The sequence below is a fragment of the Acinetobacter amyesii genome (assembly GCF_002018365.1).
Taxonomy (GTDB): domain Bacteria; phylum Pseudomonadota; class Gammaproteobacteria; order Pseudomonadales; family Moraxellaceae; genus Acinetobacter; species Acinetobacter amyesii.
In genome coordinates this window covers 42,036-54,603 of sequence record NZ_MVKX01000012.1, presented here as the reverse complement: position 1 = coordinate 54,603, position 12,568 = coordinate 42,036, and the positions used below count along the sequence as shown (strand labels likewise).

General features: G+C 43.7%; 12 protein-coding genes. 10 read left to right on the top strand and 2 right to left on the bottom strand.

What is annotated here, in order from left to right:
- The first annotated feature begins 167 nt into the window (after positions 1–167).
- From B1202_RS15515 to B1202_RS15480, 8 genes are read left to right on the top strand one after another with little or no spacing between them, the layout of a single operon-like run.
- Positions 168–1,649, top strand: a complete 1,482-nt coding sequence (locus B1202_RS15515) for a carbohydrate porin (RefSeq protein ID WP_078191501.1) — start codon at positions 168–170, stop codon at positions 1,647–1,649.
- A 33-nt stretch (positions 1,650–1,682) separates the two neighbouring features.
- Complete coding sequence (locus B1202_RS15510; protein WP_078191500.1) at positions 1,683–2,738, top strand: ABC transporter substrate-binding protein; 1,056 nt, start codon at positions 1,683–1,685, stop codon at positions 2,736–2,738.
- A 9-nt stretch (positions 2,739–2,747) separates the two neighbouring features.
- A complete protein-coding gene (locus B1202_RS15505; protein ID WP_078191499.1) occupies positions 2,748–4,001 on the top strand; it encodes an MFS transporter in 1,254 nt (417 codons plus the stop codon).
- Positions 3,998–4,846: an ABC transporter permease gene (locus B1202_RS15500; protein WP_078191498.1), complete on the top strand. Its 849-nt coding sequence runs from the start codon at positions 3,998–4,000 to the stop codon at positions 4,844–4,846. Before B1202_RS15505 ends, B1202_RS15500 begins: the two co-directional genes overlap by 4 nt.
- The gene (locus B1202_RS15495; protein WP_078191497.1) at positions 4,843–5,637 is read left to right on the top strand and encodes an ABC transporter permease; all 795 of its coding nucleotides are present in this window, start codon (positions 4,843–4,845) and stop codon (positions 5,635–5,637) included. The genes B1202_RS15500 and B1202_RS15495 overlap by 4 nt, the downstream gene beginning before the upstream one ends.
- A gap of 12 nt (positions 5,638–5,649) precedes the next feature.
- Complete coding sequence (locus B1202_RS15490; RefSeq protein WP_228145178.1) at positions 5,650–6,705, top strand: ABC transporter substrate-binding protein; 1,056 nt, start codon at positions 5,650–5,652, stop codon at positions 6,703–6,705.
- 2 nt (positions 6,706–6,707) lie between these two features.
- Positions 6,708–7,541 carry an ABC transporter ATP-binding protein gene (locus tag B1202_RS15485; RefSeq protein WP_078191496.1) on the top strand — a complete coding sequence of 278 codons (834 nt, stop codon included), beginning with the start codon at positions 6,708–6,710 and terminating at the stop codon, positions 7,539–7,541.
- Positions 7,542–7,561: 20 nt separating this feature from the next.
- The gene (locus B1202_RS15480) at positions 7,562–8,392 is read left to right on the top strand and encodes an ABC transporter permease (protein WP_078191495.1); all 831 of its coding nucleotides are present in this window, start codon (positions 7,562–7,564) and stop codon (positions 8,390–8,392) included.
- A 173-nt stretch (positions 8,393–8,565) separates the two neighbouring features.
- Here B1202_RS15480 and B1202_RS15475 read toward each other — a convergent pair whose 3' ends face one another.
- Entirely contained in the window at positions 8,566–9,660 is a 1,095-nt protein-coding gene (locus B1202_RS15475; RefSeq protein ID WP_078191494.1) for a sigma-54 interaction domain-containing protein, read from the bottom strand.
- A 230-nt stretch (positions 9,661–9,890) separates the two neighbouring features.
- Between B1202_RS15475 and B1202_RS15470 the strand changes: the two genes are divergently transcribed.
- Both B1202_RS15470 and B1202_RS15465 read left to right on the top strand, forming a co-directional pair.
- On the top strand, positions 9,891–10,106 hold the full coding sequence (locus B1202_RS15470) for a TOBE domain-containing protein (protein ID WP_067765474.1): 216 nt from the start codon (positions 9,891–9,893) through the stop codon (positions 10,104–10,106).
- A gap of 45 nt (positions 10,107–10,151) precedes the next feature.
- Positions 10,152–10,976, top strand: a complete 825-nt coding sequence (locus tag B1202_RS15465) for an ABC transporter ATP-binding protein (protein WP_078191493.1) — start codon at positions 10,152–10,154, stop codon at positions 10,974–10,976.
- Positions 10,977–11,139: 163 nt separating this feature from the next.
- On the opposite strand, the gene B1202_RS15460 is transcribed toward B1202_RS15465, so the two are convergent.
- Positions 11,140–12,507 carry an LLM class flavin-dependent oxidoreductase gene (locus tag B1202_RS15460; protein WP_078191492.1) on the bottom strand — a complete coding sequence of 456 codons (1,368 nt, stop codon included), beginning with the start codon at positions 12,505–12,507 and terminating at the stop codon, positions 11,140–11,142.
- Positions 12,508–12,568: the final 61 nt, after the last annotated feature.

The following is a 12,568-nucleotide window of genomic DNA, read 5'->3' as shown; positions in this document are numbered from 1 at the left end:
CTTAAATTCTAAAAGCTGTCTTCGAGTTTCGGTCGTGCATAAGTTGAATAAAACCTACGACCACTCAGATTAATTTTTAAAAAACCCACGCAGTACATTCACTTCATGCACCTTGCATGGGGTTGGGGGATTTTGCGCTTTGGGAAAAATGTTAGTGAAACCAAATCATGAAAAAAACCACATTAACCGTTGCGGTCGGACTGATTTTATCCGCAACCAGTCAGCTGAGTTTTGCTTCGGATGAAGCACTTCAGCAAGAACTGAGCAGCTTAAAACAACAAATTGAGAGTTTGCAAAAACGCTTAAATGCCGTGGAATCTGGTACGACGAAAAGCCAAGTCGTCGAAACGGCCGCGGTGACGACAGAAGATCCAACCAACGCTACTGATGTTGAAGGTGAAACGCAGGTTTCAGAAGTGACCACAGCAACATCCGAAGATATCGACGGCTTACGTGCAGATATTGAAAACTATAAGTACGATCAGTCACGTCAATATGAACGTCAAACCACCAAATCGACTCGTGATACAACCCTGTATGGCACGGTTCAACTACGTGCTAGTGCGCTCGATGAAACGGGTGTTTTGGGTGCAACCAAATCGACATTTGATATTGGGACTGCGCTGATTGGTGTGCGCGGGAATTTATTCCGGGATTATAACGAAGGCAAAAACCTCGATTATCAATTGTCCTTTGGTTATGGCAAACGCAATGATGGCACCAATAACAGTAACTTTAACTTACTGGATGCCTTTGTTCGCTATAACGCTTTTGCCACCAATGCGGGCCCCGAAACAGCCAAACTCAACTTTACGCTCGGTCAGCAGTTATTGCCCTTTGGTTTAGATGTGCAGTCTCCTGAAGATTTGCGTCCAACCATTAGTACCGCTGCAGCTTCGACCTTTTTAGGACTGTTTAACCGTCAAAATGGATTTATCGTCCGTGGGGATGCCAAACCTTTTGTCGACTTTGCATCGAACTACCGTGCGCCGCTATTTGAGTATGCCTTAGGGTTGACCAATGGGAACGCCAGCAATAAGGCAGATGACAACAACGGCAAAGATTATATCGGTCGTGTGGCTTTCACCTTGCCAGTGGACTACGCCAGCATTTTCCGTGAGTTGAAGTTTGGGGCATCTTATATCAAAGGTGAATCGAAAATTTCAGCCAGCGGAATCACTGATAATGCAGCGAAACGTGATCGTTTGGGTTTCGATATTTATTATAACCACGCCCCATTTGGTGTGACCTATGAATATCTGCAAGGCAAGACCGATTATGTCGACACCATAGCCCAAGACATCAAAGAAGCCAAAGCGGAAGGGCATACATTTACCGCCTTCTACACCTTGGGCGATCAGTTCTACAACAGTATTAAATCCAATGCCAAATTTGATGATTTCTGGCCGAAGTCAGTCCAAGGCTATTACCGTTTTGACCGCTATAACCCGAATAAAAACAACGCAAACTATTTCGACACCGCGAGCGGTCGTATTGGTGAATATGACATTCACTCCTTGGGTTTAAACCTATTTTTTGCGCAAACCACAAAATTCCAATTACAGCTGAATCACTACCTGTTTGATGTCGAAACGGCAAATCAAAAAGACACCAATGAACTGCAAGCTCAGGTTCAGTACACCTTTTAATTCAAATATTTAAACCATTAAGGAACATTTAAAATGAAAATTATCTCTAAAAAAATCGCAGCCACATTCTTGGCACTTTCAGCACTTGGTTTAAGCGTTCAATTGCATGCTGCCAATCCCAAAGAAATTCGCATTTCAGTATCAGCTGCGGGTGAGGGGGGTAAACCCAAAGTGGGCGGTAGTTTTGTAGCTACAGCACATTTACGAGGTGTGCTCGAACAAGAATTTAAAAAAGATGGCATTAAGGTGAATTGGCTCTTTTTCCCAGGAGCAGGCCCTGCAACCAATGAAGCTTTAGCCAATGGCAAAGTTGACTTTGCATTGCATGGCGATTTGCCCTCATTGGTTGGACGTTCGACGGGATTAAAAACCAAAGTGTTGTTCTCGACAGGGCGTTTTGGTCCTACCTATGTGGTAGTGCCTGCCGGATCAAATGCCAAATCCTTTGCAGATCTCAAAGGCAAAAAATTCTCAGTCTTCAAAGGGACCAATGGCCAGATCGTATTTAACCGCGTATTAGCAAAATACAATTTAACTGAGCGCGATTTACGAGTGATTTCGCAAGATGCCTATTCGGCACGTACAGCATTAGCGACAGGTGATATTGATGCCACGATTACTTCACCATTTAGTTTGCAAGCGCGTGGTGTGGCGAAAACTTTACTAGAAATTAAAGATCCGAAAGTATCACCGATTGCGCACTTTTGGGTGACAGAAAGCTTTGAAAAACAATATCCAGAGGTGGTGCAACGTGTCGTCACGACACTGATTAAACAGGCGCAGTGGAGTTCTCAAGAAGCCAATCGTAGCGCGCAATATAAACTTTGGGCACAAAGTGGCATTCCGTTGGTGGATTATCAAAAAACGTGGGATGGCTGGAATTTAAAAGACCGTACTACACCGCTGCTCGATGAATTCCACCATTCACAAATTGACAGTGCTTTAAAAATTGCCAAAGACGCTCGTTTAATCCGTCGTGATGTCGATACCAAAACGTGGTATGAGCCGAAGTATCTAAATAATGCCTTGAAAGAGCTGAAGTTAGAGGGTTACTGGCGCCAATTTAATGCTCAAGGTCAACCGAAGTAAGTCGCAGCCATGAGTCGTCCGATTGAAAGCAATGTAATTGCCAGTCCATTAACCACCAAATTTATGAGCAGCTTTGTGCTGCTCACGATTTTGGCTGGACTGGGTGTGGGTGTCGCACGGGTATTAATTTCCTTGTATGCCGTGCATTTAGAAGCCACCGAATTGCAATTGGGATTAATTTCTGCAGCGCAAAATTTTGGCATTTTGATCATGGCATTGCCGATTGGCGTGTTGGTACAGCGCTTTGGATCTTTAAATATATTCTGCATCGGCAGTGTGTTGGGCGCTGTGGTCTATAGCTTAACGCCACTCAAAGTCGGTGCATGGTATCTCTTTGCGGTGACTGCCTTGGTGAGTTTTGTCTTACCTATGCGTTTTGTTTCGATCAATACCGTTTTTCTAAGCAATTTAAAGCGTTTAGGTCCAGCCCGCGCGGGTTGGTTTCGCGGTTCGCATATGATGGGCTATTTCCTGATTGCGCCTGCATTGAGCGTGTTGTTGATCGAGCATTTCGGCTATGGCGGAAGTTTTTATGTGGTGTCTTTGCTTTTTTTAGGCACCTTGCTGTTGGCTCCGTGGTGCTTTCAACGTAGCACTCCGCAAGTGACGAATCGCCCGCATTTCCAATGGCGAGATATTGTGGCGCCTTTGGCACTCATCAAAACCCATGCCTCACTGCGGATTGTCTGCATATTGGAATTTTTGAGCAGCGTGGCAAATAACTACTTTGGCTTTTTCATTGTGGTGATTGCTATTCAAAGTTTTGCACTTTCAGAGCCAATGGCGGTGATGCTGCTGACCGTACAAGGCATTGTCTTTGTGGGATCGCTATTTAGCATGGGCGGTTTGGCTGAGCTGATGGGTTATCAAAAGTTTTATTTGATTGGCCTAAGCCTGATGGCAACGGCATTACTGATCTTGGCCTTAACCAAAATCACGCTGTTGATGTGGCCTGCTTCGGTCATGTTTGGACTTGGACTCGGTATGTTGCATATCGCCAATTTTATGTCTTTCGCCCGAGTCGGTGAGCAAACCGCGATGGCTAAGATTTCTCCAATTTTAGCCCTCGTCGGACCTTCGGGTGGACTGTTGGGTGGCTTGATAGGCGCCGTATTTGGCGCACAGGTTGGACTACAAAATTTATTTTTACCGATCGGGCTGGTGTTTATTGGTCTGATTATTTTGATCAGCAAAGATCAGGAATTTATTCAATTTTTAAAACCTGATGTCTCAGAACAGAGCGTAAAAGGACAAGAATTATGAGCCTTACGGATGTATCTGCACATTCGGTTCCCTTGCAAAGTGACCGAAGTGCGTTGGATTTTTTTAAGACCTATTTAAAACTAACTTTGCAAGTGGCGTGTGGACTCCTGATGCCAGTTTTGTTGTTCGGTCTATGGTATGTGGCAACACTTAAACAGTGGTTGCCTGAGCAGATTTTACCTGCACCGAGTCTGGTGTGGCAAAGCACAGTCGAATTATGGCAAAGCGGTGAATTGAGTTTTCATTTTGCCATCAGTGCCAAACGTATTTTATGGAGTGTCTTGCTTGGTGCCAGTGTCGGGATTTTGCTTGGTACTGTGTTGGGATTAGCAAAGCGTAGTCGGGACTTTATTTTTCCGACGGTGAATCTTGTTGCGCAATTTCCCATAGTTGGCTGGATTCCATTATTGATGATTTTCTTAGGCATCGATGAGGCTTTGAAGATTGCTGCTATTTCATTGGCTGTGTTACCGCCGCTGTTGATTGCAACCTATAAGGGCATTACCCATGTGCCGAATAGTTTGATGGAAGTGGCTGAGGTTTACCAATACAGCAATTGGCAGAAACTCAAAGAAGTCATTTTCCCAGCTGCACTACCCAGTGTGATCAGTGGTTTACGTCAGGGCATTATGCAGGCGTGGTTGGCATTGGTTTTTGTCGAATTATTAGCGAGTAGTGAAGGGATTGGTTATCTCATGGTGTGGGGACGTCAGCTAATGCAGATGGACTTGATCTTCATGGCGATCATCCTGATTGGTATTACGGGCTATGTCTTAGATACCTTGCTGGCTTGGTTAGAAAAAACGGCACGCTTTCACGCAACCCGAGTAGGAGGCAACCCATGAGCATCCTTTCATTAAACGGGGCAGCGCGCCAAGTCTTAGTTAAAGCAGTAAAAGCACTCGTTCTACCTGTGGCATTTATCGCACTGTGGGCTGTGGCTTCACAGCAAAACTGGGTCGATCCAAAGTTGATTCCTAGTCCATGGCTCGTGCTGCAAAAAGCAGTGACCGTGCTCCAACAACCGAGCTTTTTGACTGGCTTTGGTGAAAGTTTGGCACGAAATTTTATTGGCTATGGCATAGGTGCGATAGCGGGTGTGTTATTTGGCATCTTGATCGCGAGTTCACGCCTTTCGAATTGGTTATTTGCACCGAGCTTTCATGTATTGCGTCAAATTTCGCTGTTTGCATGGTTGCCACTCATTTCGACTTTTCTAGGTGAGGGACATGGCGCCAAAGTGCTGTTTATTACCTTATCGGTGTTTTATCCCGTGGCGCTACACACCTTTGAAGGTGTGAGCAGTATTTCGCATAAATATCGTGAAGTGGCCGAAGTCTACCAATTTCCCAAGACATACGCGTTTCGTAAATTGATATTACCCGGTGCTTCGGCGCAGATTTTTGTCGGTTTACAACTTGGGCTGATTTTCGCATGGCTTGCCACCATTGGCTCTGAATTTTTATTGGCGAACTATGGCAATGGTCTGGGCAATATCGTGATTCAAGGGCGTCAGGCTTTTGATGTCGAACTGATTATTTTTGGCATGTTGCTGATTGGTGCTGTGGGCGTGTTGTTCAATACGGTGCTGACTTGGGTTGAACGTAAAGTTTTAGCTTGGCAGCAGGTTGGATAGGAGAACATAACAATGAAAAAAATGACAATCCATAACATTCCTCAACTCTGGCGTAGCCTATTTTTAGCTGCCTTGGTCGGTGGCACAGCCTTGGTTGGTTGCAGCACGCAGCGAGTGGATGAGCCTCAGCAGGCGGCTTTAAAAGAACTACGCTATCAAAGCTATCCGGGACTGGTGTCCTTACCTGAATTGGCACAAGACTTGGGCTATTTAGGCGACGTTAAACTCAGTTATGTCGGCACAGTACAAGGTGGGCCACAAGATTTACTCACCTTGGTGGCAGGAGATGTTGATTTCGCCGGAGCCTTTAATGGCGCTGTGGTAAAAGTCATTGCTGCAGGTCTAGATGTCGTCCCAGTCGTCGCATCTTATGGCAGTGATGCTGAACAAAACGTGGGTTTCTACGTGCTAGAAAATAGTCCTATTCGTGGCCCACGAGATTTTATTGGCAAGAAAGTCGCAGTGAATGCCTATGGGGCACATTATGACTTTGTGGTGAAAGATTATTTGGCCCGTCATGGCTTAACTGACGATGAAATCCGACAAGTCGAACTGATTATGTTGCCACCGGTGAGCTCAGAACAAGCTCTACGGAATGGGCAAATTGATATTGCGGTGTTCTCAGGCATTTTGGAAAAACGGGCCTTAAAACATGGTGGTGTACGTAGCATCTTTAAAGATATTGATTTATACGGCCCCTTTACCGCAGGCAGTTTTTCGATGCGCGGAGAGTTTATTCAAGCGCATCCCGAACTGGCTCGCACCTTTGTCAGTGGCGTAGCCAAAGCTCAAGAATGGCTACACAACACGCCGAAAGAGCAAATCATTGCTCGTATGGAAAGTATTATTGAAAAACGTCAACGCAATGAAAATACAGCACTTATTCCATATTACACAGGCACAGGTGTCCACGAAGTCGGTGGCGTGCAAAAAGATCAGGATTTTGCCCCATGGGTGAGTGCCTTAGAAAAAGAACACAAATTAAAACCGAATCAAATTGAGGTCAGTCGCATCTATAGCAATGAATTTAATCCCTATGCGAAAGACCAAAAATCAAAAGGAATATAACAATGACCAGTGCATTACATTTAGATCACGTGCGTAAGGTATTTCCTGCACAAAACCATGTCGGCAGTAAAAACTATAAGCCTGAATTTGTTGCTGTAGAAAATGTCACTTTGGATATTCAGCCGGGTGAATTTGTTTCAATCGTGGGGCCAAGTGGCTGCGGAAAATCTACATTATTAGACTTAATTGCGGGTTTAACCAAACCGTCGGCAGGGCAGATTTTACTGAGTGGCAAGCAGATTACCCAACCGGGTTTAGACCGTGGCATTGTGTTTCAGCAATATGCGCTCTATCCATGGTTAACCGCACTGGAAAATATTGAATTTGGTCTAGAAGCCAAAGGCGTAGCAAAAAAAGAACGCCGTGAAAAAGCCGAATACTATTTGCAGCTTGTGGGCCTCAGTGGCTTTGAAAAGCATTATCCAAATGAGCTTTCCGGCGGGATGAAGCAGCGGGTTGCGATTGCCCGAAGTTTAGCTTATGAACCAGAAATTTTATTGATGGATGAACCTTTTGCTGCCTTGGATGCGCAAACCCGAGAAACCTTGCAAGCCGAGTTGATCAATATCTGGAAAAGCTCGAAAAAAACCATCGTTTTTATTACTCACAGTATTGATGAAGCGATTTATCTGAGTCAGCGTGTGGCGATTATGACCTCAAGACCGGGGCGGATTAAGGAAGTGATTGAAATTCCGCAAAGCCTGCGCAGTTCTAGTGAAGATGTCCGTTCATTGCCTGAATATGGCCGAATTCGCCACAAAATTTGGTCATTGCTCAGTGAAGAAGTGATTAAAGCGCAAGCCCTCGAAAAACATAAACAGCTTGCACATAACTAAAATATTCAGAGGATTTATTTATGTCATCGACTAAACAAGCCATCAGTTATACGCAAACCTATAACGACATTAAACCCCGACTACAGTTCACATGGTTAAACACGGTCTTTAAACGCACCATTGCCATCGTGGCTTTTTTCCTGCTGTGGGAGATTCTGCCGCGGAGTGGTGTGGTCAATCCAGCCTTTTTACCGCCGCTATCTGTGGTGTTGGAAACCACATGGCAGCTATATCAAAGCGGGCAATTAGGCATCCATTTCTTGGCCAGTATTCAGCGTTCCATTATTGGTTTCATTTTGGCCCTAGCGATCGCCATTCCATTGGGTCTCATCATTGGTTGGTACAAGCTCGTGGCTGAAACCTTAAATCCATTGTTAGAACTGTTTCGGAATACCACAGCACTGGCGTTAATGCCGCTGTTCATCTTATTTTTAGGCATTGGTGAAACCTCAAAAATCAGTCTGTTGGTGTATGCATGCACATGGCCGATTTTATTGAACACCATTACAGGCGTACAAACGGTCGATCCTTTACTGATTAAATCGGCACGAACCATGGGCCTAAAACCCTATCAATTGTTCCGAAAAGTGATTCTACCTGCATCCGTACCCACGATTTTTGTCGGTATCCGTCTGGCAGGGGCGATTTCGATTTTGGCCTTAGTTGCAGTAGAAATGTTTGGTGCCAAAGCAGGTCTAGGATATCTGATTATTTATTCGCAATTTAGCTTTGAAATTCCACAAATGTTTGTAGGCATATTAGTCATTACCCTCGTGGGTTTATCCTTCAACTACTTTCTAATTGGTCTGGAAAAATACTTTACAGCGTGGAAACGTAACCCTGTGGAATAATCTAGACGAAATGGAAATTAAATAAAAAACCTCGGGATATACCGAGGTTTTTTATTGCTGATTTTTTATATTTAAAATAATGCAATGAATAAATAATGATGTAGATGAATATTTAATTGGAATTTTTGTCTGAATTATTATTTTGATGTGGAGAAAATAAAAATATGACTTATTTATAATAAGCCATATTTAATTAGGCGAGTGCGAATGACGTTGCGTGTCACTCCAAGCAAACGAGCCGTATGCACTTGATTGTATTGACAGTGTTGATATGCACTACGGATAAATTTTTCTTCAATCAGCTCATTAATATTGTCTTGTTTCAGTTGATTGGCGGCTTGAAAAATTTGTAAAAAGGTCTGCTCAAGTAACTGTCCAGCATCTTGAATATCCTTGATGTTGGCTACAGCCGAGGTGGCATTGTGTAAGTTAAAAGGTTCTGCACGCGAAAATGAAGATGCACTTTGAATACTCGAAAAACTAATATCTTCCGGTTCAATCACACCTTTTTCACTGACTAAAATCGCATGTTGAATGGTATTTTCTAATTCGCGGATATTGCCCGGCCAGCTATGTAAACTGAGTTTTTTGAGAGCCAGTTGGCTGAGACGTAAGGGTGTGTCATGTGGATTGGTTTGATAGACCTGAATGAAGTGTTTGACCAAAGGCAAAATGTCACCACGACGCTCTGCGAGACGTGGAATGCGTAGCAACGCCACATGTAAGCGGTAGAATAAATCTTCCCTGAAACGCCCGTCCTGTACGGCATGCTCCAAATCGACGTTGGTTGCGGCAATGATCCGAACATTAATCGGAATGGACTTGAGGGAGCCGACTCGAACGATCTCTCTTTCTTGTAAAACACGGAGTAATTTGACTTGCATAGGCAAGGACAGATCACCAATTTCATCTAAAAATAAGGTGCCATTATGGGCTGCTTCAAACCAACCGACACGGCTATTAATTGCCCCTGTAAATGCTCCTTTTTCATGTCCAAATAATTCGCTTTCGACCAAGGATTCGGTAAAGGCACCACAGTTCACCGCGATAAAAGGACCTTTGGAACGATGGCTCAATTGGTGAATTTGGCGTGCAACCAACTCTTTACCTGTGCCTGTATCACCAATGATGAGAGCATTGGCCTCACTCGGTGCAATTTGTTCAATTCGAGACAACAACGCTTGCGATAACGGGTCTGCAAAGACCGTCGCTGTTGCCCGTTTATGTTTCAGTGCAGAGGGCACTGCAGGGTGGGTCAAAATAGACATATCGTTTCTTATAGTTGTTGAAAATGCAGATCATGATGAAAGATTTAAAAATAAAAGATAAATAATAATTCGATATTTAAATATCAGTTTCACCGATAAATTCATGTATGGATTATTTATCTGATTTTAAGATAAATAAAATCGGGATAACTAAAGGATAAATCAAGATATAGCAAGTGATTGAACTGTTTTATAGTAAAGCTCTCTTAATAACAAAAGGCATAATTAAAATGGCGATTACTTCAGTAAATGTGCGAAACCAATTCAAAGGCGTGATTAATGAAATCGTAGAAGGTCCTGTGGTTTCAGAAATTGATGTGGAAACCAAAGCGGGCTTTTTTACGTCCGTGATCACGACACGTTCGGTGAAGGATTTAGATTTAAAAGTAGGTTCAGAGGTGGTGGTGTTAATTAAATCGACGGAAGTGTCACTGGCTAAACTCTAAGGTTTAGTCCAGCAAAGTTTGTCAGCACAAATAGAGAATAATGATATGAGCGTAGAACAAGCTGGTTCGGTTTCTATTCAGCAGCTAACGAAACATTATCCCACACAAAAGCAAGAAGACTTAACCGTACTTGAGGACATTAACCTGAATATTCAGCCGGGTGAGTTCATCAGTATAGTGGGGAGTAGTGGCTGCGGAAAATCCACATTATTACGGTTATTGGTTGGTCTAGAACGTCAGTTTCAGGGCCAAATTTTAGTTGATGGTCAGCCTATACAGGGCACGAGTTTGGAACGCGGTATCGTGTTTCAAGATCATCGCCTGTTTCCTTGGTTGACGGTACGGGAAAATGTACGGATTGCCTTGCATAAAAGTCAGTTTAGCCGTGCAGAAGAAGATGTATTGATTGATGAACATTTAGAGTTAGTCAAATTAACTCAATTTAAAGATGCTTATCCTTCGCAGTTGTCTGGTGGGATGAATCAACGTGTGGCGATTGCCCGGAGTTTGGTGAATCGACCACAGATTTTATTACTCGATGAACCCTTTGGCGCACTCGATGCGTTGACGCGTCAAAATTTACAGGATGAATTGCAGCGAATATGGCAAAGTGAAAAAATCACCATGATCATTGTCACTCATGATGTCGAAGAGGCGGTCTTTTTGGGTGATCGGGTTGTGGTCATGCAGCCACATCCGGGACGAATTAAACGTATTGTAGATATTCATTTAGCCCATCCGCGTAAACGCGAAGATGTCCGTCTGACCAATATTAAAAATGACATTTTGACTGACTTTAGTGATCCAGTAAAAGATCAGTTGCTTGAACCTTTATCTCACCGATTTGCCGATTATAAATTTGCATGGTAAGTCTGAATTGACCATCACCTAAACTTTTCAAAGCCCTGAATTCAGGGCTTTTTTAGGCTTATCAAATATAGGTCAGTATGATCATCGCTTAAGTTGGATCAATATCAGTCCATAAAAATGCCCCAGTTGGGGCATTTGTTTTTCAGTTTTATCAAACGTTGATTTATGAGGCTTGGGAGGTATGTCTTTTTTCTAAAACATATTGGTTTTCAGGTCGTTTTAAACCTAAGTTTTCCCGTAAGGTCTTGCCTTCATAAGCCGTGCGGAATAAGCCACGACGTTGCAGTTCAGGGACAACCAAATCCACAAAATCATCTAAGCTTGCAGGCGTGGTTGGTGGCAAAATATTGAAACCATCCGCCGCTTCATTTTCAAACCACGCTTGTAGTTGATCGACTATTTGTTCGGGCGTTCCAATCAGTGTCCAATGCCCACGTGCGCTCGCAACCCATTGGTAAAGTTGTCGAATGGTAAAATTATTTTTACGCGCAATCTCTAAAATCAGTTGTTGACGGCTTGCGCCATTTTGCGCCTGTGTTAAATGTTCTGGTAGCGTTTGGTCGAGGTCAAATTGCGACAGGTCTTCAGTAAAACCACCCAATTGTTTGAGTAAGTTCAGTCCCAAAGTCGGATGAATATATGCATTTAATTCATCGTATTTTGCCCGAGCTTCGGCTTCAGTTTGTGCAACAAAGATCGATACACCCGGCATGATTTTTAAGTCATCGGCATGGCGACCATATTTGATAAGACGCGACTTCACATCACGATAAAAGGCTTGGGCATCTTCTAATTTTTGCTGTGCGGTGAAAATAACTTCAGCATATTTGGCGGCCAGTTCACGACCATCTTCAGACTGACCCGCTTGTACAATCACGGGATAGCCCTGTGGTGGACGAGCAATATTTAATGCACCATGTACCGCAAGATGCTTACCCTTAAAGCGAGGTGGATGCAGTTTTTCGCCCGTGAAAAACTGCCCAGTCTGTTTATTGTATTCAAAGGCATCATCTTCCCAAGAGTCCCAAAGTTTTTGTGCCACTTCTATAAATTCATCTGCTCGTTCATAGCGTTCTTTGGGGAGCAGCGCATCATTGATGCCATAGTTTTTTGAAACCACACTGCCAGATGTGGTCACCACATTCCATGCCGCCCGACCTTCAGACAGATGATCTAAAGAGGCAAATTTACGTGCTAAATTATAAGGTGCTTCATAGGTGGTCGACGCTGTGGCAATAAAGCCTATATGTTCGGTTACCGCTGCAAGTGCAGAAAATAGGGATACCGGTTCGAGTCCGGCAGAGAAGGTGCCATTCAGCCCCAAATCAGGTGTTGTATCAGGATCGACGGTGACGGGAACATCCGCAAGGAAATAGGCATCGAATAAACCACGCTCTGCGGTCTTTGCCAGTTCAATAAAGTATTTTAAATTGTGACTATCCTGTGGGCGAGCCTGCGGATGGCGCCAACCTGCCACATGTTGCGAAGTCCCCGGTACGAAAGCCCCTAAGCGAATTTGACGTTTTGACATAAATAAACTCTGTAAATGTTATTGTTCACTAGGAGTATTACAAGGTTTATGCCAATTAAAA

Excerpts from the sequence above, each read along its gene's own strand:
- B1202_RS15505 (WP_078191499.1), top strand. The coding sequence starts at position 2,748 with ATGAGTCGTCCGATTGAAAGCAATGTAATTGCCAGTCCATTAACCACC.
- B1202_RS15465 (WP_078191493.1), top strand. The coding sequence starts at position 10,152 with ATGAGCGTAGAACAAGCTGGTTCGGTTTCTATTCAGCAGCTAACGAAA.
- B1202_RS15495 (WP_078191497.1), top strand. The coding sequence starts at position 4,843 with ATGAGCATCCTTTCATTAAACGGGGCAGCGCGCCAAGTCTTAGTTAAA.
- B1202_RS15500 (WP_078191498.1), top strand. The coding sequence starts at position 3,998 with ATGAGCCTTACGGATGTATCTGCACATTCGGTTCCCTTGCAAAGTGAC.
- B1202_RS15485 (WP_078191496.1), top strand. The coding sequence starts at position 6,708 with ATGACCAGTGCATTACATTTAGATCACGTGCGTAAGGTATTTCCTGCA.
- B1202_RS15490 (WP_228145178.1), top strand. The coding sequence starts at position 5,650 with ATGAAAAAAATGACAATCCATAACATTCCTCAACTCTGGCGTAGCCTA.
- B1202_RS15460 (WP_078191492.1), bottom strand. The coding sequence starts at position 12,507 with ATGTCAAAACGTCAAATTCGCTTAGGGGCTTTCGTACCGGGGACTTCG.
- B1202_RS15515 (WP_078191501.1), top strand. The coding sequence starts at position 168 with ATGAAAAAAACCACATTAACCGTTGCGGTCGGACTGATTTTATCCGCA.
- B1202_RS15475 (WP_078191494.1), bottom strand. The coding sequence starts at position 9,660 with ATGTCTATTTTGACCCACCCTGCAGTGCCCTCTGCACTGAAACATAAA.
- B1202_RS15470 (WP_067765474.1), top strand. The coding sequence starts at position 9,891 with ATGGCGATTACTTCAGTAAATGTGCGAAACCAATTCAAAGGCGTGATT.
- B1202_RS15510 (WP_078191500.1), top strand. The coding sequence starts at position 1,683 with ATGAAAATTATCTCTAAAAAAATCGCAGCCACATTCTTGGCACTTTCA.
- B1202_RS15480 (WP_078191495.1), top strand. The coding sequence starts at position 7,562 with ATGTCATCGACTAAACAAGCCATCAGTTATACGCAAACCTATAACGAC.